Genomic DNA, 25048 nt, shown 5'->3' with positions numbered 1-25048 from the left:
GTTGCGGAAGGCGGCCGGGTAGAAGATACCAAACCCCAATGGAAACCCCATGTTAGAGAAACTTCGCGAACGCCTGCAAGCGCACCGGCCCCGCCGACAGTCACTGCGCCTACCCGAGGCGGCGGTGCTGATGCCCATCGTCGACCGTCCCGTCCCAACGCTGCTGTTCACCCGGCGAGCCATCCACCTCAATACCCACAGCGGCCAGGTCGCCTTTCCCGGCGGCAAGCGTGAAGCCCAGGATGCCGACCTGCTGACCACCGCGCTGCGGGAGTCAGAGGAGGAGATCGCCCTGCCGCCGCAGCATGTGGAGCTGCTCGGCCAGCTGTCGGACGTGATCTCGCTGCATGGCTTGAGCGTCACCCCTTATGTGGGAGTGATTCCACCCGATCTGCCGCTGCTGCCCGACCCCGCCGAACTCGACCTGATCTTCGAGGTGCCGCTGGCACTTTTTCTCGAGGACCGTCGTCATCATACCGACGTCATCCCGGTAGACGGCCGGCCCTGGTACGTGCCCAACTACCATGTCGATGGCCAGGTCATCTGGGGGCTCTCGGCGATGATGCTGGTGGAGCTTCTCGCCGAGGGGTTCGGCCGTCCGGTCGACTTGCACCGGGAGCCACCAGGACCGTTATGCTACTTTCCAGAGCGGCTGCAGCGTATCCAGCAGCATGCCACCGGCTGACCCGGGGGCCGGAGCCATATGCCCGACAGCACACCCAACAGCGCACCCAACACCAGTGCCGCCCTTTCGCCCGAGGCCCAGGCCCGCTTGATCGAGGCGCATACGGCGCTTGCCGCCCGCTGCGACCGACTCGAGGAGAGGCACCGGGCCCTCGAAGCTGAGCGTGACCACTACCGCTGGCTGGCCGAGAGCAGCACCGATCTGATCTCGCGCCATGCCCGAGACGGAACCTTTCTCTACGCCTCGGAGGCGGCACGCGACCTGCTCGGGTATGCCCCCGAGGAGCTGATCGGCATCTCCGCCTATGACCTGTTTCACCCCGCCGACCTGGCCGCCCTGCTCAACAAGTCACCGCGGATCTACTACCGCGACGGCTTCTACCAGCAGACCTATCGCTTCCGCGCCAAGGATGGCCACTATGTCTGGTTCGAAACCACCAGTCGGACCCGGCGCGACCCGGCCAGCGGCGAGTTGCTCGATATTCTCTGCGTCTCCCGGGATGTCGGGCGCCGCATCCGTGCCGAGGCCAACCGAGAACGACTGGCCCGGGTGGTGGAGTCCACCACCGAGTTCGTGCTGTTCATGGATGACGATGAGCGGCTCTTCTACGCCAACCAGGCGGCACGCCACCTCCTGCAGCTGCCCCGCACGGGCGGCGCCGCGCGACTGGCCGACGCCTATATCGAGGAGTCACTGCGCGACCTGCATGATATCGTGCTGCCCGCCGTGGCCCGCTACGGCTCATGGAGTGGCGAGCTGGCGATGCGTGGTCCACAGGGCGTGGTGCCGGTGCTCAGCGTGGTGATGGCGCACTCCGGGCCCGGCACGGAATCGGGCCATGTCTCGCTGCTCAACCGTGATATCCGTCTGCGCCAGGCGGCCGAGGAGCAGGCCCGTCAGCATCAGGCCCAGATCGCCCACGCCAACCGGCTGGCCACCACCGGCGAGCTGGCATCGAATATCGCCCATGAGCTCAATCAGCCGCTGGGCACCATCGGCAACTACGCCAGTGGCGCCCTGCTCAAGCTCGATGCCGGCCAGCCGGCCGAGGCACTGCGCCTGCCCCTCGAGCAGATCCAGCGACAGGTAGAGCGCCTGGGGGAACGACTGCGCCATATTCGCGGCTTCGTGCGCAAGGGCCAGATCCGGCCGCGGCCCATGGTCCTTGCCGAGGTAGTGGACGCCGCCTGCCGGCTCTGCGAGTGGCAGTACCAGCAGGCCGGGGTCGACCTCGAGGTGGCCCTCAAGGCGCCACTGCCGAGGGTGATCGCCGACCCGGTGGGACTGGAGCAGGTGCTGGTCAACCTGCTGCTCAACGCACTGGAGGCGAGCCGCGACCATCCCGGCGCTCAACGGGTCGAGATCAAGGCCCGGCGCAGCGGGCGCCGCGAGGTGACCCTGACGGTTGCCGACCAGGGCCCCGGCATCCCCGCCGACCAGGCCGACTCCATCTTCGCCCCCTTCCACTCCAGTCGTGACGAGGGGCTGGGCATGGGCCTGGCCATCAGCCGCACCCTGATGGAAGCCATGAGCGGCAACCTGCGCCTGCTGCCACACACCGGTTCCGGCGGCGCCACCTTTGCCGCTACACTGCTCGCCGAACCTGACCACACCGCTGCCTTGAAGCGCCCATGACCGATACCTCTTCCCCCTGCATCGCCATCGTCGATGACGACCAGGCCCTGCGTGACTCCCTGGCCTGGCTGCTGGACTCTGTCGGCATCGAAAGCCGCCTCTTCGCCGACGGCGAGACCTTTCTCGCCGGCGACCCCGAAGGCTTCGACACGGTACTGCTGGACGTGCGCATGCCCGGCCTCTCAGGTCTCCAGGTACAACAGCAACTGAGAGAGCTGGAAAAGCCCCCCCCGGTCATCTTCATGACCGGCCACGGCGATGTGCCCATGGCCGTTTCCGCGCTCAAGGCCGGGGCGCGCGACTTCCTCGAGAAGCCATTCAATCACCAGCAGCTGATCGATATCGTCCAGCAGTCACTTCATACGCACCAGCAGGCGCGTCAGGCCCAACTCCGCCTCGAGGCGCTACGCGAGCGTTACGCCGCGCTGCGCCCCAAGGAACGCCAGATCCTGGTGCACGTGGCCAGAGGCCTGACCAGCCGCGAGGTCGCCGACCACCTCGGAATCAGCCCCAAGACCGTGGAGATCTACCGGCTGCGCGCCATGAAGTCGCTGGGAGCCGCCAACCTGGCCGAGCTGGTTCGCCTGTGCGTGGCGCTGGGGCTGGTGGATACCCTGCCCGAAGAAGCCCCCTGACCTTGACCCAGCACAGCTCTTGACCTGGGTGCTACACATAAGATGTATATTTCGAAACCAACCGTCCCTCCCTCGGCCGGATCGCCTTAGCCGGAGGCTGGCCGAGAGACAACCCTGCGCAACCACGCCATCTGGACCAGGAAAAGTGTCATGCTGAATCGCATCCCTTCAAGCGCCACCCTGCTCATGTCTGCCTCCCTGCTGCTGGGTGCCGGTACCGCCCACGCCGCCCTGCCCGCCGAGGCGACCCTCTACAAGAATCCCCAGTGCATCTGCTGTGACAAGTACGCCCGTCATCTAGAGGAGCACGGCGTCGATGTCACCATCGTCGACGATGTGTCGCTCGGCCAGGTCAAGAAGAGCGTCGGTCTACCCTACGGCCTCGGCGCCTGCCACACCATCGAGATGGGCGGTTACGCCATCGAGGGTCATGTGCCCTTCGCGGCCCTCGAGAAGCTCTTCGAGGAGCGCCCCGACACCGATGGCATCGGCCTTGCCGGCATGCCCATCGGCACTCCTGGCATGCCAGGACCCAAGCAAGAAGTGTGGAACGTCTACCAGTTCCGCGATGGCGAGGCCCAGCCGTTCATGACCCTTTGAGGAGAACCCGCCAGTCGTGATAGCGCCGCCCCGGCCAGCTCCTGGCCGGGGCGGCGTCGTGAGTATCGCCTACACTGTGGGCGTAAGCCCGGCCATGGTGACCGCGGCACCCCGACCCCAGCGAGGGGGAGGCAACACCATGAACAAGACCTCCGTTCGCACCCTTCAGCAGTTTCTCGCCGACCAGGACGCCTACCACGCCAGCATCGACGGTGTTCGCGGCCCCATGACCCTGGCGGCCGTGAATGCCACGTTACAGAGGCATGCCAGCCAGTTGCCCGACGGGGCCGACGGCTGGAGCGACCGACGCCGCGCCGTCGCCTGTCTGCAGGTCGCCTGCCAACAGAACACGATCGAGGTCGGGCCCATCGACGGACTGTGGGGCCCCCAGACCGAGCATGCGGTGGAGGTGCTGGACACCCTCCAGAAGACCGGCAGCAAGCCCACCCCCTGGCGCGATCAGCCGACGCTGGAGACCAATCCCAACGGCTGGTACCGGGAGGCCGAGTTGGAGCAGGCGCTGGGCTCTCCGACACGCAAGCCGCCCCTCACGGTCGTGCCCTGCCCCTGGAGGCTTGCGCTGGCCTGGGACCTCGGCACCAGCCCCAGCGGTATCGGCTGCCACGAGCAGGTCGCCGACAGCCTGGCGCGCATCCTGGAGCGAGTACATGACCACTACGGACCGCAGCGCCTCAGGGAGTTGGGCCTGCATCGCTACGGCGGCTGCTACAACAAGCGTCGCAAGCGTGGCGGCACCCGCTGGTCGACCCATGCCTGGGGCCTGGCCATCGACTGGGACCCGAGCCACAACAAGCTCCGGTGGGGACGCGACCGAGCACGCCTGGCTCGGCCGGAGTACGACACCTGGTGGCGCCTCTGGGAAGAGGAAGGCTGGGTCAGCCTGGGGCGCACGCGCAACTTCGACTGGATGCACGTGCAGGCCGTCAAGCTCTGACGCCGCCTCAATCACGCAGAATGGTCATGCGGCGCAGCTCGTCCTCGGGGAAGACCCGACCGCTCTCCAGGGCGACGAACAGGTGCTGAAACACCACACCGGGCTTGCCGGGCACGATGCCAGACCGAAAATAGGAGTGTCCCTTGGGGAAATCGTAGAGGGTATTGACGTCGTCGCAGTCGACCGCGAAGACATTGCGCGGCAGCCGGATCATGTCTTCGGGGCCAGTGTGACCGAGCCGCCGGGAGGCGATGCGATTCCTCAGGTTGGAGGCCTTGCTGGCACGCAACGCCAGGTCGTCGGAGGCAAAGTAGACGGTCACATTGCGTGAGCTATGCACGATCAGCTCACCACTGCGCCCCTCCTCCAGTGACTCGTTGACGATATCGGCGGCAACCAGGAAGGTATTGCGAAACAGCAGTGGCACCCCGCCCGGCAGCGAATACTTGTGCCAGACCCTCAGGGTCTCGCGCAGCACCCGGTTGCCCATGGAGTGGGCCAGCACATTGATGCGCTTCAGGCAGGGGGTCGGGTCCTGCTTGAACTGCTCCCCCTCCCGCCAGTCCAGGAAGCGCTGCAGCACGCGGGCGAAGGAGAAGCCGCTCAGGTCGGCCGACTCCTGATCATCCCAGTAGTCCTTCACTATCCCCAGGTCATTGTCACAGGGCCACACCAGAGGCACCACCAGCACCTCGCCTGGCTTGGTCTCATCGCACAGCGACTGAAACTCCTGGACCGCAACGAAGACATCTTCGGGCAGATTGGAGAAGCCGTGGATATAGATCAGCACCTGATTGACATCGGCTTCCTTGAGCCGCTGCAGGAAGGCCGAACTGCCGATCTCCTGATACTCCTCCTCCCCCTGCCGCTCGCAGTAGAACACCGAATTGCTGGCAGCGTTATTGTTGAGGTCGAAGGTGAAATTGCGGTTGACCCGAGTGCGAATGCTCTGGGTAGGAAAACGATTGGTAATGAACAGCATGGCGGCCACCTCGCAGGACGGCGGCAATCACACCGCCTTCCCTTGAAGTTAGCAGCTGCGCGGGGATTGGCCGCCCTGTTCCGTTAACGCTTCTCGGCGCGCAGGCGCGGCTCGAGCATGGCCAGATACTCGGCAAGTACCACGGCGTTGTTGTGGCGTTCATCCTTGGCGGCAAATACCAGGGTCACCCTTTTCCCGAGGGCTCGCTCGGCCAGGGGCCTGAGCCGTTCGCGATGCGCCTTGAGCTCGCCCAGGTAGCGGCGGCGGAACTCGCCCCACCCCTGATCACCGGCATGGAAGGCCTTGCGCAGGGTGTCGCTGGGGGCGACCTCCTTGGGCCACTCATCGATTCTCGCCTCCTCCTTGGAGACGCCGCGGGGCCACAGGCGATCGACCAGCACGCGATAGCCGTCATTGTGGTTCGCGGTGTCGAAGGCACGTTTCAGCTCCAGGCTCATCGGGGGGGGGACTCCTCCTTCGAGAATGGTGTCCCCCAGTGTAGCCAATCAACGCCGCGGGTTGGTATCAGGCCTTGAGCACGTAGCGTAGTACCTCGACCACCTGATCGGTGGTGGTGCACCAGGCCTGGGCGTCGGCATCGACCTCCTTGAGCGGGTGCACGATCTCCTCGCCGTGGAGGGTCACGTAGGGCTTGCCCAGGGCGGCACAGTAGCCGGCGTCGAAGGCGGCGTTCCACTGCTTGTACTTGTCGCCGAAGCGCACGACCACCAGGTCGCTCTGCTCGATCAGGGTACGGGTGCGGATGGCATTGACCTTGGAGGACTGATGATCCCGCCAGAACTGGCTCGGAGTCTCGCCCAGATGGTCGCCGGCGGCATCGCTGGCGTCATGGTCGGTCACCGGAGCGGTGAACACCACATCGAGGCCGGCCGCCTCGGCGCCGCGCTGGATCTCGTCGCGCCAATCGGTGTGGATCTCGCCGGAAAGATAGACGTGAAAGCTCATGGCAGGCTCCTTGCGCAAGTGGACAGGTGACCTGTCATGATAACCCAGAAGGCCATTTACTGGAAATACATTCCATTTCATGCATCCAGCCTTGTAATGAGCCCTTGCACGCCGCCAGCACGGTCATGATGCCTGTAAGGTCGGGAGCCGTTGCCCGACAGAACCCTGAGACCCCAGGGTCGAGAGGAGGCAGATCATGAAACGCACGCATGGGTGGAGGGCCGCCATCCTGATGGTAGGTCTGGCCTGGTCGCTGGGGGCCATGGCCGACGGGCGCATCTTCACGCGCGACGGACTGGCCATCGGCGGCACCGACCCGGTGGCCTACTTCACCGAGGGCAGGCCAGTGGCCGGCTCACCGAAGCATCAGCTCGAGTGGCACGAGGCCACCTGGCAATTCGCTTCCGCCGAGCACCGAGACCGCTTCCAGGCCGATCCCGAGACCTACGCCCCGCAATATGGCGGCTGGTGCGCCTGGGCCGCGGCACGCGGCGAGGCCGCCTCGACCGTGCCCGAGGCATGGAAGATCGTCGACGACAAGCTCTATCTGAACTACAGCCGCTTTATCCAGTGGCGTTGGGAGCGTGACATTCCCGGCCATATCGAGGCCGCCGATAGCCACTGGCCGAATATCTTCGCGCCTTGATCACTCATAGCACCGTTGGGCGCTGATCCAGTCGACCAGCGGGCACCAGTGAAGCTAGCGGGCTGGGTATGCGGATACCCTCGAGAGTACGCGGTTATCCTCGAGAGAGTCAGCGCGGCTTCGGCGTCAGGGGCTCGCCGACACTGATCGTCCGCCCCTCTCCTGCCAGCAGGATAGCGTTCTGCCCGAAGTACCCGCCCGGTGCCAGGCGGGTGTTCATCTCCACCAGCGTGCGCAGAGGCTCACCCGGCACCTCGATCTCGCCGCTGTGCTGATCCACGGTGGTGATCTTGCAGCGCTGGCAGGGCTTGCGCAGCCCCAGCCGCCAGCCACTTTCGGCGGCGGCCAGCTCTTGCCAGCCATCCTCGACGAAAGGCATTTCGTGGTCGATCACGATGCTGGGCCGAAAGCGACTCATCGGCACCGGTTCGAGCCCCTTGGCAGCCAGGCGGCGGTTCAATTCGGCAAGCGAGGCCTCGCCCACCACCAGGAAGGGATAGCCATCGGCAAAGCCGGTATGTGCCTGCTCGCCCGGCGCGAGATAGTGCGGCTCGACCCGGCGCCGCTGGTCGGGCGCGAAGCGGACCAGGCGCAGACCACTGCCCCGAAAATCACCCAGCACCCCGCCCAACCACTCCCTGGCCTCGGCCCCCTCATCCAGGGCGGCACAGCGATCCTCCCAGACATAGACCGTCAACCGTTCCTGCCCCTCCGCTGACAGGGGGACACGCAACGCCTCGGCATCCGGATGGCGCAACACCAGGGCATCGGCCTCGAGACCGACCCGAATGGCGGCCATGGCCGGCAATTGGCGCTGGGTAACGAAACGCCCCACATCGTCGACCACCATCCAGCGGCGATCCCAGGCGAGACCTTCGGGCGTCAGCTCGGCCTCGTTCAGGGCGATGGCACCCAGTGACTTGACCGGGTAGATAGAAAGCTGGGTGATCCTCACGGGCGGCTCCAGGGGCAAGAAATGCCCAAAGCCTAGCCCATGCGATCAGGGATTACAGCCGGGTGGTTTCGATCACGAAGCCGATAATGGGATAGCCAGCCTTGCGGGCGGCCTTCTCGGCTTCCAGCTGTGCCTCGATCTTGGAGATGCTCGACGACACATGCTCGAACACGGTGTCCATCTCGAGCTGCTTGGTGCGTACGGCCAGCTTCACCCGATGGCCTGTCTTCGGCGAACCGCCAGGCTTGCTGCGTGGCGCCTTGGGCTTTGTCTTCGCGTTGCTCTTGTCCTCGATGGGCCACTCGGGAGCGGAGGTCGCCGCCTTGCGTCGAGTCTCCTGGGCCTTGTCCATGAAACTGTCGATATCGCGGCGCATCTGCCGCTCGAATTCGCTAAGTTCCGTTTCCATCGTGTCTCCGTCTACTTCAATCATCGCGCGATTGTACCAGAACTCGCGCAGATACCACTCTAAGCCGCCATGATCGGCTTGACACGGAACCATCCGCTAACCGCTTGACTGTCGTCGCGGCAGAGCCGCTTCAGACAAGTTAGAGATGCAAGACATTTCCCGTATCTCGAGGAAGAGATCACCAGAAGAGACAGGCCAGGCGAGATATTCGCCCGGCCTGGGTGATGCTATCAGGCCTTACGATACTTCGAGGGCGATCTTGAGCACGCCGTCGCGCTGGTGGCTGAAGAGATCATAGGCGTCGACGATCTTCTCCAGCGGGTAGCGGTGGGTGACCATGGGGCCAAGGTCCAGACGACCGCTGTCGATGATCTGCATCAGGCGGCGCATGCGCTCCTTGCCTCCCGGGCACAGCGAGGTAACGATGCGATGGTCGCCCAGACCCGCACTGAAGGCATCCAGGGGGATGGTGAGGTCCTCGGAGTAGACCCCGAGGCTCGACAGGGTGCCGCCGGGCTTGATGACGCGCAGCGCCTGCTCGAAGGTCTGCTGCAGCCCCAGCGCCTCGATGGAGACATCCACACCTCGCCCGCCGGTGAGCTTGAGCACCTCCGAGACCACATCCACCTTGCGGAAGTTGAGGGTCACGTCGGCACCCAGCTTGCTGGCCATTTCCAGCCGCTCGTCGACGCCATCCACGGCGATGATCATGCCGGCGCCGCGCAGTCGTGCGCCGGCGGTGGCGCACAGCCCGATGGGACCCTGGGCGAATACCACGACGCTGTCGCCGATCTTGATATTGGCGGCTTCCGCCCCGGCGAAGCCCGTGGACATGATGTCCGGGCACATCAGCACTTGGTCGTCGGTCAGGCCATCGGGCACCGGCGAGAGATTGGCCTGGGCGTCCGGCACGCGCAGATACTCCGCCTGGGCCCCATCGATGGTGTTGCCGAAGCGCCAGCCACCCATGGGCTTATAGCCATGGGCATGATGGCCGCCATCCTGGGAGCTGCAGCCATCCTGACAGGCGTAGGAGGTGAAGCTCGGGCAGATCGCCCCGGCGATCACCCGCTGCCCCTCACGGTAGCCCTGTACATTGGCGCCCAGCTTCTCGATCACGCCTACCGGCTCGTGGCCCACGATAAGGCCCTTCTCCACCGGGTACTCCCCCTTGAGGATATGTACGTCGGTGCCGCAGATGGTGGTGGTGGTCACACGGATCAGGGCATCGTTGGGACCGATATCGGGAATGGGGCGGTCGTCGATCTCGATACGTCCGGGCTCGACGAATACGGCGGCTTTCATCATGGTGGGCATTGCAGGCTCCTGGACCGACAGGGAAGATGACCACTACAGCTATAGCATCTGGCAAGAATTACGCCTTGATATATATCAAGCGGAACAGCCAATCCCCCTGGCCGTTGCGTCGGCCATCTGCTCCGGTTCACCCAACGTGATCACCCCAGGTTTGTCGTAGCCCCCTGCTCCGAGGCAGACTGGCAGTGCAATACCCCATCTCAACAAGGGAGACTGACCCCATGACGATTACGACCGGCGAGCGCATTCCCGACGTGACGATCAAGACCAACGGCGCGGAAGGCCCCGAGGACATTCGCACCGGCGAGCTCTTCAGCGGCAAGAAGGTGGTGCTGTTCGCGGTACCGGGCGCCTTTACCCCCGGCTGCTCCAACACCCATATGCCGGGCTTCGTGGTCAACGCCGACAAGCTGCAGGCCCAGGGGGTCGACACCATCGCCTGCCTCGCGGTGAACGACGCCTTCGTGATGGGCGCCTGGCAGCAGGATCAGAACGCCCAGGCCATCACCATGCTGGCCGACGGCAATGCCGAGCTGACCCGTGCGCTGGGGCTCGAGCTGGACGCCAGCGGTGGCGGCATGGGGATCCGCTGCAAGCGCTTCGCCGCCATCGTCAACGACGGGGTGGTCGAGTATCTGGGTGTCGATGACAAGGGCGTCGACAAGAGCAGTGCCGAAACGGTCATGGCCCAGCTGTAAATGCTGGCATGTTTCTGGAGAGTGATATGAGCCTGTCCCCGTTTCATCTAGCGATTCCGGTCCATGACCTGCCGGCGGCCCGCGCCTTCTATGGCGAGGTGTTCGGCCTGGAGGAGGGTCGCTCGAGCGAGCAGTGGGTCGACTTCAACTTCTTCGGCCACCAATTGGTGATCCACGAACACCCGCAGACGCCTACCCAGGAGCAGGCCCACACCAACCCAGTGGACGGCCACGACGTACCGGTGCCCCACTTCGGTGTGGTACTGGGCTGGGAGGAGTGGGAGGCGCTGGCCGAACGTCTCAGGGCCCGCGACACGAGATTCGTGATCGAACCTCATGTGCGCTTCAAGGGCCAGGTAGGCGAGCAGGCCACCATGTTCCTGCTCGACCCTTGCGGCAATGCCCTGGAGTTCAAGGCGTTCAAGGATATGAACCAGCTGTTCGCCAAGTAGCCTTCAGGCTCAACCGACGGAACCCGTAACACAACGCGGCCGTGGCAGTTATGCCACGGCCGCGTTGTCATGATCTTTGACGATCACTGGGTAAACACCAGATTGAAGCTGACCGGCACCGCCGTGCTGATGGCGGAGAGCCCGGCGACCTCGCGCAAGGCCTCGACACCCTCGCCCAGCCCGAAGTCCTCGGCGGAGATAATCACGGGGTGCACCGAGCTGATCAGCAGGGTCGAGTCGTCGAGGCGAATCGCCTGCATCTCGGCCTCCAGTTCCAGTGTCTCGCCATGCAGGCTCAGACTCAGAGACTGGGTTTCCTGACGACGCTCGCCCACTTGCATGTCCGACAGGGCTGCCTCGCCCATCGCAATGCTGACCTCGGCTTCGCCAAACTGACCGGTCTCGAACAGCATCTCCTGCATGCGTTCATTACGAATATCGATGCCTGTCTCGACACTAGAGAGATCGATCACCACCCGGCTCTCCTGCTCCTCGATGCTGCCGGAGAGCTTACCGAAGCTGTTGATCTCACCGGTGGAGGCGTTCTTGATGGAGACGTAATGCACCGAGGAGTGCTCCTCGTCCAGTTGCCAGGCGGCCTGGGCCCAGGCTGGCGTGGCAAGTAGCAGTGCGGAAACTAACAGTGCTTTCATGACGGCTTTCTCCCATCCTGGAGTTCAGAGCGTTACTGCCAGCTATCACCATAGCCCGTCATTCAACCAGTGCAAGGGGAGCCTGGAAAGGCACCCCTGCAACGCAAGGCGGCCGTGGCTGAACTGCCACGGCCGCGCTTCAGCTGCTTCAGCTAAGGCAACGCCCCTTAAGCTAAGGCAACGCCCCTTAGAAGTTCGGCTTGCGCTTCTCGACGAAGGCGCTCATGCCTTCGCTCTGCTCCTCACCGGCGAAGCAGAAGGCGAACAGCGCATTCTCCAGGGCCAGGGCGCTGTCGAGATCCTGGTCCATGCCATCATGGATCGCCTGCTTGGCGGCGCGAACCGACTGCGGGCCGTTGCCACCCAGCTGCTTGGCCAGCTCCTCGACATAGTCCTCGAGCTCCGCCTGGGGCATCACCCGATTGACCAGACCGATGCGCAGCGCTTCGTTGGCGTCGATCTTGCGACCGGTGGTGCACAGATCGATGGCCATGGCCGGGCCGACGCGGCGCGGCAGACGCTGGGTGCCGCCGAAGCCGGGGATCACGCCGAGCAGCACCTCGGGCTGGCCGAAGATGGCGTTATCGCTGGCCACCGCCCAGTCACAGGCCAGGGCCAGCTCGCAGCCGCCACCCAGGCAGAAGCCGTTGACCAGCGCCACGGTGGGCACCGGCAGGGTCTCCAGGCGCTTGAAGGTATCCAGCGCCTGGCGGGCGAAGTCCCGGGCCTGCTCAGGGGTCTTCTCGCGCATCTCGGCGATATCGGCGCCGGCCACGAATGACTTCTCACCGGCGCCGGTGATCACCACGGCACGCAGGTCGGCGCGGCCCTCCAGGTCGGCCAGTACACGCTCCAGCTCGGCCAGCACATCGCTATTCAGGGCGTTGAGTGCCTTGGGACGATTGATGGTCAGGCGCACGAGACCGGCGTTGTCGACCACATCGATCAGCTTCTCGCTCATGGGTAGGACTCCTCGGATTCTTGTTGCATGGTGTTGAGACGATACCGCCCAACCCTAGCGAACGCTAGGTTGGGCGGCAATGCTTCCTTGGTGGATCCCAGCCCGGGTATGAGGCCCTCCCAGTGGCGCCTGGCAGCGCCTTCGCCCGGCGGAGCCGGCCTCCCACAGGAGATATTACCTTTGCCTGGCGGAGCCCGCCTCCCACAGGAGATACCGGCCCGACAGGCGCGTGATCAGGAGTAAACGTGGAAGCCACGGCCCGATTTACGGCCCAGATAGCCGGCATCCACCATGCGCTTGAGCAGCGGGCAGGGCCGGTACTTGGGATCGCCGAAGCCCTCCTGCAACACCTCCATGATGGAGAGGCAGACATCCAGGCCGATCAGGTCGGCCAGGGCCAGCGGCCCCATGGGATGCGCGGCGCCCAGTTTCATGGAGGCGTCGATGTCCGCGGCGCTGGCCACCCCCTCCTGGAGCAGGAAGGCGGCCTCGTTGATCATCGGCACCAGCAGTCGGTTGACCGCAAACCCAGGGGAGTCGGCGATAGCCACGGCGGTCTTGCCAAGTGCCTGGGTCAGCTCCTCGATACGCGCCACGGTGGCATCACTGGTCTGCTCGGCACGGATCACCTCGACCAGCTTGAGCACCGGCACCGGGTTGAAGAAGTGCATGCCCACCACCCGCTCCGGGCGTTCGCAGACGGCGGCCAGGCGAGTCAGCGACAGCGAGGAGGTATTGGAGGCCAGGATCGCCTCATGGCTCAGGCGGCTCAGATCGCGAAACAGCTTCTCCTTGAGAGCCGGCTGCTCGGGGGCGGCCTCGATGATCACCTCGCAGTCGCGCAGGGCATCCAGCGCGGTGGTGGTGTCTAGACGCGCCAGGGCGGCATCCTGGTCGGCCGCGGCGAGCTTCTCCTTGGCGACCAGCTTGCCCAGCCCCTTGTCGATGGCCCCACGGGCGCGCTGGAGCTGCTCCTCGGCCACATCGTAGAGCCTAACCGAAAAGCCGCTCTGCACCAGCACCTGAGCGATCCCCTGCCCCATGGTACCGGCGCCTACCACACCGATCGCTTGCTCACTCATTTACACTCTCCTGCTGATTTGTCTTGATCTGCCACGGACTGCCGCTCGAAGCTTTTCCGGTGACAAGCCTGCCGGGAGGCGCTGTGAACCCATCCCTGGGCGCTACCGACGCCATCCATGGCGTAGGACCTCCCTTTCGGCTTGCCCCCGGCGCTTCTCCCTCCAGGTAACAGCAACAGTCCCTCCCCTCATTGGGCAAAGGTCGGGTATTACTGCTTGCGCGCTTCGTCGCGCAGTACAAACTTCTGGATCTTGCCGGTGGAGGTCTTGGGCAACTCGGTGAAGATCACCGTCTTGGGTGCCTTGAAGGTCGCCAGATGCTGGCGGCAGTGGTCGATGATCTCCTGCTCGGTGACCTCGCCGTAGCCCACCTTGAGCTTGACGAAGGCACAGGGGGTTTCGCCCCACTTATCGTCGGGCTTGGCCACCACGGCCGCCTCCTCCACTGCCGGGTGCGAGTAGATGCAGTCCTCCACCTCGATGGTGGAGATGTTCTCGCCACCGGAGATGATGATGTCCTTGGAGCGATCCTTGATCTCGATATAGCCGTCTGCATGCCACACCGCGAGGTCGCCGGTATGGTACCAGCCGCCCTCCAGGGCCTGCTCGGTGGCCGCCTCGTTCTTGAGATAGCCCTTCATCACGTTGTTGCCGCGCATCAGGATCTCGCCGATGGTCTGACCATCCTTGGGCACCGGCTCCAGGGTGTTGGGGTCGGCCACACAGAGCGCTTCCAGCATGTGGTAGCGCACCCCCTGACGCGACTTGAGCTTGGCCCGCTCCTCCATGGGCAGCTCGTCCCACGCCGCGCGCCAGGCGCAGGAGGTGACCGGGCCATAGACCTCGGTAAGCCCGTAGACATGGGTCACGTCGATGCCGAGCGTCTCGACGCCGGCGATCACCGAGGCGGGCGGCGCCGCGCCTGCCGTGGTGACCTTCACCGGATGATCGAAGTCGCGCTTCTGCTCGTCGGGCAGGTTGACCAGTCCATTCAGCACGATGGGGGCGCCGCTGAAGTGGCTCACCTGCTCGTCGGCGATCAGGTCCATCACGCGCTTGGCCTCGACCTTGCGCAGGCAGACGTTGGTGCCGGCGGCGGCGGCGATGGTCCAGGGAAAACACCAGCCGTTGCAGTGGAACATCGGCAGGGTCCACAGATATACCGGGTGGTGCGGCATCGCCCATACCAGGATATTGCTGGTGGCATTCAGGTAGGCCCCGCGGTGGTGGTAGACCACCCCCTTGGGCTTGCCGGTGGTGCCGGAGGTGTAGTTGAGCGAGATCGCCTGCCACTCATCCTCGGGCAGACGGTAGGCATGGTCCGGGTCACCCTCGGCCAGCAGCGCCTCGTACTCCAGCTCACCGATGCTTCTCCCCTCGGGCACAAACTCGGGATCGGCCACATCGATGATCAGCGGTTTTCTGTCGAGCTTGCCGACCGCCTCCTCGATGACTTCGGCGAACTCCGGATCGACCAGGATCGCCCTGGCCTCGCCATGCTCCAGCATGTAGGCGATGGCCTCGGCATCCAGGCGAATATTCAGGGTGTTGAGCACGCAGCCGGCCAGCGGCACGCCAAAGTGGGCCTCGAACATCGCCGGCACATTGGGCAGCATGGCCGCCACGGTCTCGCCGGGCTGGATGCCACGCTTCTCGATAGCCGAGGCGAGTCGACGGCAGCGCTCCCAGGTTGTGCCCCAGTCGCGGCGCAACTCGCCATAGACCACCGCGGGGTAGTCCGGGTAGATCGATGTGGTACGCTCGATAAAGGTCAGCGGTGAGAGCGGTACGTGGTTGGCGGCGGTCTTGGGCAGACCCTGTTCGAAAATGCTCTGGCTCATGAGTGGCTCCGTGATCTGGCGCATGACCCTGTCGGGTGGTTCATGCTCCTGTCGAGTTGTTATGGGGGCGAGAGTGGCGCATAGCGGACAAGGAAGGCGGCCGCCGACCGGAGCCGGCGGCGCAGGCCTCGTGTTGACACTAGTGGGCGATGTCGAAGGCGGCCAGGCTGGTCATGCCGGCCTCGATCACCGCGCGTTGTGCACGCCCCACCGGCAACCACTGGCGTATCACATAGTCGGCGCTCTGGCGCTTGGTGGCGTAGAACGGATCGGCACTGCCACTGGCCTGGGCGGCGCTGGCCTTGAGCGCCGCCTGGCCCATCTGCCAGGCGCACAGCACGTGCCCGGCGAGGCTCAGGAAGGGGGTCGCGTAGGCCTGAATGGCGTCGACCCCGCTCTCCGGGTCGGCGCCCGCCTCCAGCACCGTGGCCATGGCGGCACGCAGATCGGCGACGCCAGCCGCCAGATTCTCGCCCAGTGCGGTCAGTTCGTCGCTGGCCTTGAGCGCTGCCACGGTGGTCTCGATCTCGCCGAGCAGCCCCTCGAGGGCGGCACCGCCATCACGCTGCAGCTTGCGTCCGGCCAGATCCAGGGCCTGAATGCCGTTGGTGCCCTCGTAAATGGGCGCGATACGCGCATCGCGCAGCAGCTGGGCGGCACCGGTCTCCTCGATAAAGCCCATGCCACCGTGGACCTGAACCCCCAGGGAGGCGATCTCCACGGCCTGGTCGGTCGAGAACGCCTTGACCACCGGGATCAGCACCTCGGCACGCGCCTGAGCGGCGGCGCGCTCGTCGTCATCCGCCGCATGACGCGCCACATCGAGCTGAGCGGCACAGTAGAGCGCCAGGGCACGCAGGGCATCGGTGCGCGCGCGCATGGATAGCAGCATGCGCCGTACATCCAGATGATCGCTGATGGTGCAGTCATTGCGCCCCGAGCGCGGGCTGCGCCCCTGGGTGCGATCCAGGGCGTAGGCGGCGGCATGCTGGCAGGCGCGCTCGGCCACGCCGATCCCCTGGATGCCGACCTTGTGACGCGCCTCGTTCATCATGGTGAACATATGGTTGAGGCCACGCCCCTCTTCACCCACCAGATAACCGATCGCGCCCTCCTGCTCGCCGAAGCTCAGGGTGCAGGTAGGCGAGCCATGGATGCCCAGCTTGTGCTCGATGGAGGCGCAGACCACATCGTTGCGCTCGCCCAGGGAGCCGTCGGCCTCCACCAGGAACTTGGGCACCACAAACAGCGAGATACCCTTGTTGCCCTCGGGGGCATCCGGCTTGCGCGCCAGCACCAGGTGGATGATGTTCTCGGCGGCCTCATGCTCGCCCCAGGTGATGAAGATCTTCTGGCCGAAGAGTCGATAGCTGCCGTCTTCCTGGGGCACGGCACGGGTCCGCACCTTGGAGAGGTCGGAACCGGCCTGGGGCTCGGTCAGGTTCATGGTGCCGGTCCAGCTCCCCTCGACGAGCTTGGGGAGGTAGGTGGTACGCAGTGCCTCGCTGCCGTGATGCGCCAGCGCCTCGATGGCACCGGCGGTCAGCATGGGACACAGCCCCAGTGACATGTTGGCACCGTGAAGCATCTCCTGCACCGAGCTTGCCACGACCTCGGGAAGCCCCTGGCCGCCCAGTGCCTCGGAGACACCGATGCCGTTCCAGCCCCCCTCGGCATAGGCCTGGTAGGCCTCGACAAAGCCGTCGGGCACGCTGACGCTGCCATCCTCACGACGGGTGCAACCCTGCTGATCGCCGCTGGCATTGAGCGGTGCCCAGACCTCGCCGGCCAGCTTGGCGGCCTCCTCCAGCACCGCCTCCACCAGATCGGGACTGGTTTCCTCGAAACCGGGCAGTGCGAGAGAGCCGTGCTCGAGCAGCTCTTCCAGTACGAAGCGAAGGTCACGGACGGGAGCGGCAAAGGGAATCATCGAAGCACCTCGGGAAAAATGATAACGGCGATAGTAGATTCACTACTTTCCGTCGACCATTATCCCAAGGTCTTAAACATGCAGACACCTCAGCCCGGCTCGAGCGCCTCCGACACCGCCAGATAAGTCTCGATCGACTCGATTCCCGGCAACGCATGCTGAACCGGCTCTTCGCTATCGTCTGACTCGGGATAGTGAGCGACACAGGTTTCATCCAGCAACGGTGGCCCTACCAGCGGCTCGGCCACCTCCACATCCGGCACCAGGTCGGTAAGGTCCTCCTTGTACTCATGCTCGGTGGCACCCTTGACCAGGTCTTCGGTGATAACCAGCTCGGCGCCGCTCGCCGTCATCGGCGTCCCGGCATGGAAGGGCGCCACCGGCATTGGCGCCGGACGCACGCTACGCCGCCAGGCGAAGAACAGCAGCAGGCAGATGCCCAGCGCACCGAAACTCCAGAACAGACCGGCATCCCCCAGCTTCCCCAGCACCGGCGAGATCAGCGGCGGGCTGAGCGCCGAGCCGATCGCGTTGATCAGCAACAGGCCCTGGCTCATGCGCACCAGGGCGCCCGCCGGCGCGCGGTCGGCCGCATGACCCAGCGCGACCGGATAGAACGAGAATACCCCACCACCGAGCAGGAACAGCAGCCCGGCCAGGCCCCAGCTATTCAGCGGCAGCCAGAGCACCGCCGCCGAGATCAGGGCGCAGAAGGCGGAGATCAGAATCAGCACCAGCTGACGGTCGTGACGGTCGGACCAGCGCCCCACGGGATATTGCAGCACCATCGCGCCGAGTATCACCACCGCCATCATCTGACCGACGCGGTCGACCGAGAAGCCGGCGCGCTGCAGGTAAAGCGGCAACAGGGCGTAAACCCCCGCCACGATCAACCCGGAACCGAAGCTACCCATGACACCGGTGGGGGTCAGCATGACCAGACGCAACGGCGAGAGCGGCTCGGCCTTCTCGATCATCGGCGTGAACTGAGGGATCATCGCCATGGGCAGCACCGACAGCGAGGCCAGCATGCCGATCACCATAAACGACGACGCCCCGCCCATGGCCTCGGTGACACCCAGCAATAACTGTCCAAGCACGCCTGCCGCGTAGAGCGAGATCATGTAGAGAGCGAGCAGCCGACCACGCACCCGTGCATCCCCCGAGGCCAGCAGCCAGCTCTCGATCACCAGATAGACGCCCACCGTGGCCCAACCACCGATCAGACGCAGGAAGAACCAGGCCCAGGGAGTCTCCACCAGACCCTGCAGGATCACGGTAACCGCCACCAGCGAGGCGAAGCTGCCATAGGCGCGAATATGGCCGATGCGCAGCAGCATGCGGTCATTCAACATGGCCCCAAACGCCAGACCGATGAAGTAGGCCGCCGACACCCAGCCGATCACCGCCGCCGACTCACCCGCGGCATCCAGACGCAGCGTGATCACAGTGGCCAGAAAGCCGTTACCGATACCGAGAATAAAGAGCCCCAACAAGGGCGCGAGGGCCAAAGCCAGCAGTTGCCGCGACATTGATGCATGCCTCGTACGGGAGGAAGGGAGTTAGGGGTAGGAGCCGGGTGGCACTCAAGGCACAAGCGGCCTTGTAGCGGATGTTATATCACGCCCACGACATGCTGAGCGCGCGAATCATACGCCCGGTGCGGGGCACTGCCAATGGCTTTGTGGCCCACACTTTGTGGCCCTGACACGCCCTTGCGTCGGGACTAGCCAGAGCCGACCGATGCCGGGTGCCACTCACGCGAAAAATGCTCGCCCCGGGGCTGCTGCTGAGAGCCACCTGAGCGCCGAGTTACACCGCTTCGGCAGGCGGCGTCTTGCCTTCTGCTTTCTTGCCTCCTGACTGTCTGCCTTCTTACTGTTTGATCTCTACTTCGACGAAGGCAAAAGGCGCCTCGCCATCGTTGATGACGTTATGCTCGGTGCCCTCGACTCGTCTATAACAAACACCCGCCTCGAGGGTAACCTCGCGCTCCCCCTCGGGGGTTTCCAGCCGCATCAGGCCGTCGGTCAACGGGATGATCACATAGTCATGTTCATGGCGATGCCAGCCCGTCTCCGCCCCGGGTGGAAAATCCCAACGGGTCACGATCACCTGACTGTCGTCGATTTGAAGCTGGCTCACGGCCTGTGCTCTCTGCATGGCAGGACTTGCCTCCTTTTGTGTTAGCGCTTTCTGTTAGCGGTGAACGACTGGCTACCGCAGGTGCCGCGCGTATCGGATGAATTCAGGAACTACACCGCTGACTTTCACCCCATGCGATCCCGCAGTTCGCTGGCGGAATAGCCGAACCGCCTGCGAAACGCGCGGCTGAACTGCGACTGTTCCGAGAATCCCCAGCGGTAGGCCACCTCACCAATATTGACCCCCAGGGGGAGCGACTCGAGCTCGCGATGCGCGGCCTCCAGCCGCTGGGCGCGTATCCACTCGGCGGCCGTATACCCGGACCCGGCAAAGAGCTTGTGCAGATAGCGCAGGGAGATGCCGCAGAAACGGGCAATACGCGCGGGTGACAGCTCGGGGTCACCCAGATTGGCCGAGATATAGCGCTCGATCCGCATCAGGTGGGCGGTCTTCAGATGCGACTGGTCGCTGTTCAGCACCCGCTCATCCTGCTCCAGCACCATCGACAGCATGCTCAGAGCCTGTTCGAACAGGCGGCTCTGATCCTCAACGCTGCACTCGTTCACATGCAGTGAGCAGATCTTCAGGAATTCGACGAAGGCACAGCCGATGCCCTCCTGCGCGGAGAAGCAGTGCTGCGAATAGCGTTCCGGGCGCCGAATGCGGGATTTCATCGACTCCTCGGGCACCTTGAAGACCCACATATCATTGGGCGCCGCGTAGCCGAACCGGTAGGGCGCATCGCCCTGCTCGACGATGAAGTGGCCCGGAGGGCAGTTAAGGTTCCTTCCATGCTGGGAAAAGAATACCTGGGCCCGCAGCGGGATCGTCACCAGAAACGATGCCTGGCTATCCTCGGCAATCTGCGAGCGCGAGCGGGAGTACTCGGCCCTGTCGGAGGTGAGGCGAGACAGGGAGTAGTCACTACCCGCCGCCTTCCAGACCTTCAGCGACCCCTGGAAGGCATCCTCCTTATGGCCACCGTAGCTCAGGGTCAATGGAAAGTAGGTATCGGAAATGATCTGCGTCCAGCGTTTCTGGGAGTTGGAGCTCAACCGTGTGTCGGGTCTTGTGCCCCCACCGCCCCTTGCCGGCCTTGTGGTTCCAGGAAAATCAGTGGTTCCTGGTAAATCAGTGGTTCCAGGTAAACCGGCAGCTCCTGGCAACTCGGCGGATTCTGGCATTGTCGTCGTTGTATTCATGCCACTCCTCTCTGACTGTTCACGCGCCGTATCTAGGCGTGTCGCAACGAAGGCGAGACTCCGGAGGCCCGGCCCGAACTGATCGGGCCAGGGTCCTACCGAAGTCTCGCCGTTCACCTTCGCGATCGCAATATCACGTCCAGAAGCTGGATGAGCGCTTGGCCAGCGAGTCACGATACTGTTGCGTCGACTTCTCCAGCAACTCACCCGTGCCCCAGTCCAGCACCACGCCGTAGCGACGAATCACGTCCAGGACATTCAGCTCGCCATTTCGGTACTGTTTGGCGACGTCCTTGGGGGGGGTCTGCAACCACTCCCGCCGATTCGCCCGGATCCACTCGCGAGCCCTGGCGGTGCGCTCGGTGTCGATCACATAGTCATCGACATCGGGGTCGTTGACCTGGATCACCACGCCATAGTCGCACTCGGCGCGCTCGACGGATACGTAGCCATCGATCACATCATCCAGCACCGCTTGTGCATCGCGCTCCAGCGGGTCACCGAAGCCACCGCCACCCGCCGAGGGTCGCGTGAAGGTGTCTCCGGAGCGTACCGTCACGTTCGAGAAGGTGGCCCCCAGGTATTTCTCATCCGGCGTTCCCTTGTTGATCCACACCCCATGCGGGACCGAGGGCAGCCCGCCATTCACCCCCCAGGTCACCGAACGGCCGCGGTCACAGCAGTAGCTCATCACCGTCTTGTCGACCTGGGTCAGCTTGCCTCCCTTCTCGACTCCACAACCCCCGCGGAAGCGGCCCGGACCGGCAGAGTCCATGCTGATCTCGTGACACATGGTCAGCACGGGGTTCAGCCTCTCCTGCCCTTCCACCGGCTGCACCGCCAGCCCGGTGCCGAATACCGGGGAAGTGGCCGACGAGCCATCCTTGGTCTGACGCCCGCCCCAGCCGCCGGCCATCCAGTCATACCACATGAAGTAGTCGCCGCTGCCGGTGCGTCCATCATTACCGCCGATCAGCAGGTACTCCAGGTTGAAGGCACAGGCCATGGCACGCTCCGGCATGACCCCGCTCCACAGCTCGAAGATACCGTTCATGACCTTCTCGTAGGGGCCGGAGCAGAAGCCGGTGACCGCATGAGGCCAGCCCGCGTTCACCACGCTGCCCTCTTCACCGATATTGGCCGTCACCGCGCGATAGAAGCCGGAGTTGAGCGGAACATCGGGGAAGAAGGTCTTGGTACCCGCGTAGATGGCGGAGTGGGTCGTGCCATAGCTGGAGTTGAGAAAGGTGGAGACCGCAGGCGCCGAACCCGACAGGTCATAGTGGATGCCGTTGCCATCCAGCGTCAGCTTGATGCGAATCGGCACCATCCCCTCACCAAGCGCAGGGTCGGCATCGATATAGTCGACCGTCTCCCACTCACCCTTCGGCATTCCCGCCAGGCTCTTGAGAACGACCCGCTCGACATAGTCCTGGGTCTCCTGCATGGCCGCCACCACGGTGGCCTTGGAGTACTTGTCGACCAGACGCAGGACCTCACGCTCACAGACCGCCGTGGCTTCTGCCTGGGCCTGCAGATCCCCCAGGGCCTGGGCCGGGGCGCGGGTGTTGGAGACCAGCAGCTGGGCGACATCGTGCAGGAACACGCCCTCGCGCCAGACACGCACCGGCGTGATGCGAAGCCCCTCGCTGAAGTGAGTGCTGGCGTTGACGTCGAAGGAGCCCGGCACGCTGCCGCCGATATCCGCCCAGTGCCCCTTGTTCTGGGCAAAGCCGATGATCTCACCCTCGGAAAAGATCGGGCGAATGAAGCTGACATCGTTGAGATGGGTGCCGCCACGATAGGGGTCGTTGATGGCGAAGACATCCCCGGGGTGAATATCGTCGGCAAACTCCTCGAGCACCGCCTTGCACTGGAAGTGCAGGGTGCCGACGTGCACCGCGATATCACCGCTACCCTGCATGACCGTATTGCCCTCGGCATCACACAGCGCGGAGGAGAAGTCGCGCGAGTAGATGACGAACGAATAGCAGGTACGCAGGATCTGCTCGCTCATCAGGTCGACGCTGGTGGCGAAGGCGTTCTTGAGGACTTCGAAGGTAACCGGATCGAGAGTGTTGTCCTTGTTGGTAGATGCCATGATCATGCCTCCTCTCCCGACTGAATCAGTTGAATGCGAATATTCTTCCACTCATCGATCGACGCCACCGTATCGGGCGGTACCACGGTGGTGGAGTCCAGCTGGTCGATGATGGCGGGACCGGAGAACTCGAAGCCTACCGGCAGGGTGGCCCGGTTGTAGACCGGCGTCCGGTGCCACTGCCCCTCGAAGTAGACCTCGCGGTGTGCATGCGGCTCTGCCTGGGCACCCGGCTGACGCTCGCTACGCGGAAACTCCGGCTTGGGTGTCTTGCCTACGGCACGCAGGTGAAGCTGGTAGATCTCGACGGGAAGCGCATTCTGGCGGAAGGAGAACTGCCGCTCATGCTCCTGGTGGAACATCTCGATGGCATCCTCGAGTGACGCATCGCCACTGCCCATCGCCACCTGCAGGGAGCGCCACTGTCCCTGATAGCGCATGGAGATGCCACGCTGCAGGACCACATCGGCATCGGCGACGCCCTCGTGGCGCAGCCTGTCCACCGCCTCATCCTCCAGTGACCGGAACTGGCGTTCGAGGTCTTCCAGGTCGGCACTCTCCGCCGCCGCGGTGTACATCATCGAGAGGTCGTGCTGGATATCCACCAGCAGACACCCCATCGCCGAGGTCACCCCGGGATTGGGGGGCACGATCACCGCCGGGATGCCCAGCTCCTTGGCCACCTCGGCACCGTGCAGGGCACCGGCACCGCCGAAGGCGATCAGGGCGAAGTCACGCGGATCCAGACCACGGCGGATCGACACCAGCCTCACCGCATCGGCCATGTTGGCATTCGCCACCTTGATGACCGCCTGTGCCGCCTCGGCCGTATCCAACGACAGCGGCTGGCCGACACGCTCTGCGATGACCTGGGTCGCCCTGTCCCGATTCAGCTCGAGTGCGCCGCCGGCAAGCACGGTGCCCAGGCGATTCAGCGCCAGGTTGGCATCGGTATTGGTAGGTTCCGTGCCGCCACGCTCATAGCAGGCCGGGCCCGGGTCGGCCCCGGCAGACTGCGGGCCATTGCGCAGGGCCCCGGCGATATCGATATGCGCCAGCGAGCCCCCACCGGCACCGACGGTCAGTACCTCGATGCTCGGAAACACGATGGGGTGCCCATACTCCACTCCCCACTGCTTGGTCACGCGCAGCTCACCATCATGGATCAGCGAGATATCGGTAGAGGTGCCCCCCATATCCAGCCCGACGGCATTCTGATAACCGCACTGTTCGGCGATATGCTTGGCGGCGATCGCTCCCGCGGCGATACCGGAGGCCGCCAGACGCACCGGGAAGTGCTTCGCCATGGCCGGCGTCATCGAGCCACCACCGGAGTGCAGCAGCAGCAGGTCGTTATCGTAGCCACCCGCGCTCAACTCATCGTCGAGCTGCTTGACGTAGTCCGACACCAGCGGACCCAGCACCGTATTCGCCACCGCGGTATTGAAGCGGTCATGCTCGAATATCTCGGGCAGGATATCCGATGACGTCGAGACGCTCGCCTCGGGAATCTCCTCCTCGAGGATCTCCCGCATGCGCTTCTCGTTCTCGGCATTGGCATAGGAATTGATGAAGCACACCGCTACCGTGGTGGCACCACGCCGCTTGAGCTTGCGAGCCAGGATGCGGGCCTCCTCCTCATCCAGCGGGGTCACGACTTCACCGGCGTAGTCGACGCGCTCGGTCACCTCGAAACGGTCGCGACGGCGGATGTAGGGGCCACTCACATCCTCGTAGGCATCCCACAGATTGTCCTTGGTGCCGTCACGAATCTCGATCACATCGCGAAAGCCCTTGGTGGTGACCAGTGCCGCCTTGGGGAAGCGACGGGTGATCAGCGCATTGGTGGCAACGGTGGTGCCGTGGAAGAACAGATCCACGTCCGAAAGATCGATCTCGCCACGCCGCACCCCGTCGATCACGGCCTGCTTGGGGTTACTTGGCGTAGAGGGAACCTTGGTGACGCGGAACGCCTGAGTCTCTTCATTATAAATACAGACGTCGGTAAAGGTTCCGCCGGCATCGACGGCGACTCTTAACTTGGACATAGTGATTCCTCTCTTGTTGTAGCGACTATGGCTTTAGCTGCTTTAATTTCTGAAGCTTTATTTATTTCAATTACTATTACTTATGGTTGTTTATCTATCTTTCTATCGCGGCAAAGCAGTGACTGTCGTGAATCAAGTTACACGATCGGT

24 protein-coding genes are annotated in these 25048 nt (G+C 64.2%); 8 read left to right on the top strand and 16 right to left on the bottom strand.

What is annotated here, in order from left to right; translation table 11 throughout:
* The first annotated feature begins 49 nt into the window (after positions 1 to 49).
* The 5 genes from GRB80_RS00265 (at position 50) to GRB80_RS00245 (ending at position 4510) form a co-directional block, all read left to right on the top strand.
* On the top strand, positions 50 to 685 hold the full coding sequence (locus GRB80_RS00265) for a CoA pyrophosphatase (protein WP_161422126.1): 636 nt from the start codon (positions 50 to 52) through the stop codon (positions 683 to 685).
* Positions 686 to 703: 18 nt separating this feature from the next.
* Positions 704 to 2320 (top strand): PAS domain-containing sensor histidine kinase, encoded by a 1617-nt coding sequence (locus tag GRB80_RS00260; RefSeq protein ID WP_161422125.1) that lies wholly within the window; start codon positions 704 to 706, stop codon positions 2318 to 2320.
* Positions 2317 to 2955 (top strand): response regulator transcription factor, encoded by a 639-nt coding sequence (locus GRB80_RS00255; RefSeq protein WP_161422124.1) that lies wholly within the window; start codon positions 2317 to 2319, stop codon positions 2953 to 2955. The genes GRB80_RS00260 and GRB80_RS00255 overlap by 4 nt, the downstream gene beginning before the upstream one ends.
* Before the next feature lie 150 nt (positions 2956 to 3105).
* Positions 3106 to 3555 carry a DUF411 domain-containing protein gene (locus tag GRB80_RS00250; RefSeq protein ID WP_202597136.1) on the top strand — a complete coding sequence of 150 codons (450 nt, stop codon included), beginning with the start codon at positions 3106 to 3108 and terminating at the stop codon, positions 3553 to 3555.
* A 139-nt stretch (positions 3556 to 3694) separates the two neighbouring features.
* Positions 3695 to 4510 (top strand): M15 family metallopeptidase, encoded by an 816-nt coding sequence (locus tag GRB80_RS00245; protein WP_161422123.1) that lies wholly within the window; start codon positions 3695 to 3697, stop codon positions 4508 to 4510.
* Between the two features lie 7 nt (positions 4511 to 4517).
* Here the strand turns inward: GRB80_RS00245 and GRB80_RS00240 are convergent, their stop codons facing one another.
* From GRB80_RS00240 to GRB80_RS00230, 3 genes are all read right to left on the bottom strand, one after another.
* The gene (locus GRB80_RS00240) at positions 4518 to 5492 is read right to left on the bottom strand and encodes an alpha/beta hydrolase (protein ID WP_161422122.1); all 975 of its coding nucleotides are present in this window, start codon (positions 5490 to 5492) and stop codon (positions 4518 to 4520) included.
* 83 nt (positions 5493 to 5575) lie between these two features.
* Entirely contained in the window at positions 5576 to 5950 is a 375-nt protein-coding gene (locus tag GRB80_RS00235; RefSeq protein ID WP_161422121.1) for a DUF488 domain-containing protein, read from the bottom strand.
* Positions 5951 to 6017: 67 nt separating this feature from the next.
* Positions 6018 to 6458 (bottom strand): YtoQ family protein, encoded by a 441-nt coding sequence (locus GRB80_RS00230; protein WP_132041344.1) that lies wholly within the window; start codon positions 6456 to 6458, stop codon positions 6018 to 6020.
* A 196-nt stretch (positions 6459 to 6654) separates the two neighbouring features.
* On the opposite strand from GRB80_RS00230, the gene GRB80_RS00225 reads away from it, so the two are divergent.
* On the top strand, positions 6655 to 7104 hold the full coding sequence (locus GRB80_RS00225; protein ID WP_161422120.1) for a YHS domain-containing (seleno)protein: 450 nt from the start codon (positions 6655 to 6657) through the stop codon (positions 7102 to 7104).
* 109 nt (positions 7105 to 7213) lie between these two features.
* On the opposite strand, the gene GRB80_RS00220 is transcribed toward GRB80_RS00225, so the two are convergent.
* From GRB80_RS00220 to GRB80_RS00210, 3 genes are all read right to left on the bottom strand, one after another.
* Entirely contained in the window at positions 7214 to 8059 is an 846-nt protein-coding gene (locus GRB80_RS00220) for an MOSC domain-containing protein (RefSeq protein WP_161422119.1), read from the bottom strand.
* Between the two features lie 52 nt (positions 8060 to 8111).
* Positions 8112 to 8468, bottom strand: a complete 357-nt coding sequence (locus GRB80_RS00215) for a hypothetical protein (RefSeq protein ID WP_161422118.1) — start codon at positions 8466 to 8468, stop codon at positions 8112 to 8114.
* A 237-nt stretch (positions 8469 to 8705) separates the two neighbouring features.
* The gene (locus GRB80_RS00210; RefSeq protein WP_161422117.1) at positions 8706 to 9785 is read right to left on the bottom strand and encodes an NAD(P)-dependent alcohol dehydrogenase; all 1080 of its coding nucleotides are present in this window, start codon (positions 9783 to 9785) and stop codon (positions 8706 to 8708) included.
* A gap of 221 nt (positions 9786 to 10006) precedes the next feature.
* Between GRB80_RS00210 and GRB80_RS00205 the strand changes: the two genes are divergently transcribed.
* The gene (locus GRB80_RS00205) at positions 10007 to 10483 is read left to right on the top strand and encodes a peroxiredoxin (RefSeq protein ID WP_161422116.1); all 477 of its coding nucleotides are present in this window, start codon (positions 10007 to 10009) and stop codon (positions 10481 to 10483) included.
* 26 nt (positions 10484 to 10509) lie between these two features.
* Positions 10510 to 10935 carry a VOC family protein gene (locus GRB80_RS00200; RefSeq protein ID WP_161422115.1) on the top strand — a complete coding sequence of 142 codons (426 nt, stop codon included), beginning with the start codon at positions 10510 to 10512 and terminating at the stop codon, positions 10933 to 10935.
* An 83-nt stretch (positions 10936 to 11018) separates the two neighbouring features.
* On the opposite strand, the gene GRB80_RS00195 is transcribed toward GRB80_RS00200, so the two are convergent.
* From GRB80_RS00195 to GRB80_RS00150, 10 genes are all read right to left on the bottom strand, one after another.
* Positions 11019 to 11588 carry a YceI family protein gene (locus GRB80_RS00195; RefSeq protein WP_161422114.1) on the bottom strand — a complete coding sequence of 190 codons (570 nt, stop codon included), beginning with the start codon at positions 11586 to 11588 and terminating at the stop codon, positions 11019 to 11021.
* A 187-nt stretch (positions 11589 to 11775) separates the two neighbouring features.
* Entirely contained in the window at positions 11776 to 12549 is a 774-nt protein-coding gene (locus tag GRB80_RS00190; protein WP_132041336.1) for an enoyl-CoA hydratase-related protein, read from the bottom strand.
* Positions 12550 to 12782: 233 nt separating this feature from the next.
* Positions 12783 to 13631, bottom strand: coding sequence for a 3-hydroxybutyryl-CoA dehydrogenase (locus tag GRB80_RS00185; RefSeq protein ID WP_132041335.1), 849 nt, complete (start codon positions 13629 to 13631; stop codon positions 12783 to 12785).
* Positions 13632 to 13840: 209 nt separating this feature from the next.
* The gene (locus tag GRB80_RS00180; RefSeq protein WP_161422113.1) at positions 13841 to 15472 is read right to left on the bottom strand and encodes an acyl-CoA synthetase; all 1632 of its coding nucleotides are present in this window, start codon (positions 15470 to 15472) and stop codon (positions 13841 to 13843) included.
* A 139-nt stretch (positions 15473 to 15611) separates the two neighbouring features.
* Positions 15612 to 17402: an acyl-CoA dehydrogenase gene (locus GRB80_RS00175; protein WP_161422112.1), complete on the bottom strand. Its 1791-nt coding sequence runs from the start codon at positions 17400 to 17402 to the stop codon at positions 15612 to 15614.
* Positions 17403 to 17491: 89 nt separating this feature from the next.
* Entirely contained in the window at positions 17492 to 18934 is a 1443-nt protein-coding gene (locus GRB80_RS00170) for an MFS transporter (protein WP_161422111.1), read from the bottom strand.
* A 343-nt stretch (positions 18935 to 19277) separates the two neighbouring features.
* A complete protein-coding gene (locus tag GRB80_RS00165; protein WP_309663467.1) occupies positions 19278 to 19547 on the bottom strand; it encodes a cupin domain-containing protein in 270 nt (89 codons plus the stop codon).
* 125 nt (positions 19548 to 19672) lie between these two features.
* A complete protein-coding gene (locus GRB80_RS00160) occupies positions 19673 to 20602 on the bottom strand; it encodes a helix-turn-helix domain-containing protein (RefSeq protein ID WP_202597135.1) in 930 nt (309 codons plus the stop codon).
* 280 nt (positions 20603 to 20882) lie between these two features.
* Positions 20883 to 22850 (bottom strand): hydantoinase B/oxoprolinase family protein, encoded by a 1968-nt coding sequence (locus GRB80_RS00155; RefSeq protein WP_161422109.1) that lies wholly within the window; start codon positions 22848 to 22850, stop codon positions 20883 to 20885.
* A gap of 2 nt (positions 22851 to 22852) precedes the next feature.
* Positions 22853 to 24898, bottom strand: a complete 2046-nt coding sequence (locus GRB80_RS00150) for a hydantoinase/oxoprolinase family protein (RefSeq protein ID WP_161422108.1) — start codon at positions 24896 to 24898, stop codon at positions 22853 to 22855.
* Positions 24899 to 25048 lie beyond the last annotated feature (150 nt).

The organism is Halomonas icarae (genome assembly GCF_009901955.1).
Taxonomy (GTDB): Bacteria; Pseudomonadota; Gammaproteobacteria; order Pseudomonadales; family Halomonadaceae; genus Halomonas; species Halomonas icarae.
The sequence above is the reverse complement of the archived record's forward strand: the minus strand, read 5'-3'. Positions and strand labels throughout refer to the sequence as shown.

Bases quoted from the DNA above. Each gene is read 5' to 3' on its own strand.
- GRB80_RS00265 (WP_161422126.1), top strand. From the start codon at position 50: ATGTTAGAGAAACTTCGCGAACGCCTGCAAGCGCACCGGCCCCGCCGA.
- GRB80_RS00260 (WP_161422125.1), top strand. From the start codon at position 704: ATGCCCGACAGCACACCCAACAGCGCACCCAACACCAGTGCCGCCCTT.
- GRB80_RS00255 (WP_161422124.1), top strand. From the start codon at position 2,317: ATGACCGATACCTCTTCCCCCTGCATCGCCATCGTCGATGACGACCAG.
- GRB80_RS00250 (WP_202597136.1), top strand. From the start codon at position 3,106: ATGCTGAATCGCATCCCTTCAAGCGCCACCCTGCTCATGTCTGCCTCC.
- GRB80_RS00245 (WP_161422123.1), top strand. From the start codon at position 3,695: ATGAACAAGACCTCCGTTCGCACCCTTCAGCAGTTTCTCGCCGACCAG.
- GRB80_RS00240 (WP_161422122.1), bottom strand. From the start codon at position 5,492: ATGCTGTTCATTACCAATCGTTTTCCTACCCAGAGCATTCGCACTCGG.
- GRB80_RS00235 (WP_161422121.1), bottom strand. From the start codon at position 5,950: ATGAGCCTGGAGCTGAAACGTGCCTTCGACACCGCGAACCACAATGAC.
- GRB80_RS00230 (WP_132041344.1), bottom strand. From the start codon at position 6,458: ATGAGCTTTCACGTCTATCTTTCCGGCGAGATCCACACCGATTGGCGC.
- GRB80_RS00225 (WP_161422120.1), top strand. From the start codon at position 6,655: ATGAAACGCACGCATGGGTGGAGGGCCGCCATCCTGATGGTAGGTCTG.
- GRB80_RS00215 (WP_161422118.1), bottom strand. From the start codon at position 8,468: ATGGAAACGGAACTTAGCGAATTCGAGCGGCAGATGCGCCGCGATATC.
- GRB80_RS00210 (WP_161422117.1), bottom strand. From the start codon at position 9,785: ATGCCCACCATGATGAAAGCCGCCGTATTCGTCGAGCCCGGACGTATC.
- GRB80_RS00205 (WP_161422116.1), top strand. From the start codon at position 10,007: ATGACGATTACGACCGGCGAGCGCATTCCCGACGTGACGATCAAGACC.
- GRB80_RS00200 (WP_161422115.1), top strand. From the start codon at position 10,510: ATGAGCCTGTCCCCGTTTCATCTAGCGATTCCGGTCCATGACCTGCCG.
- GRB80_RS00195 (WP_161422114.1), bottom strand. From the start codon at position 11,588: ATGAAAGCACTGTTAGTTTCCGCACTGCTACTTGCCACGCCAGCCTGG.
- GRB80_RS00190 (WP_132041336.1), bottom strand. From the start codon at position 12,549: ATGAGCGAGAAGCTGATCGATGTGGTCGACAACGCCGGTCTCGTGCGC.
- GRB80_RS00185 (WP_132041335.1), bottom strand. From the start codon at position 13,631: ATGAGTGAGCAAGCGATCGGTGTGGTAGGCGCCGGTACCATGGGGCAG.
- GRB80_RS00180 (WP_161422113.1), bottom strand. From the start codon at position 15,472: ATGAGCCAGAGCATTTTCGAACAGGGTCTGCCCAAGACCGCCGCCAAC.
- GRB80_RS00175 (WP_161422112.1), bottom strand. From the start codon at position 17,402: ATGATTCCCTTTGCCGCTCCCGTCCGTGACCTTCGCTTCGTACTGGAA.
- GRB80_RS00170 (WP_161422111.1), bottom strand. From the start codon at position 18,934: ATGTCGCGGCAACTGCTGGCTTTGGCCCTCGCGCCCTTGTTGGGGCTC.
- GRB80_RS00155 (WP_161422109.1), bottom strand. From the start codon at position 22,850: ATGGCATCTACCAACAAGGACAACACTCTCGATCCGGTTACCTTCGAA.
- GRB80_RS00150 (WP_161422108.1), bottom strand. From the start codon at position 24,898: ATGTCCAAGTTAAGAGTCGCCGTCGATGCCGGCGGAACCTTTACCGAC.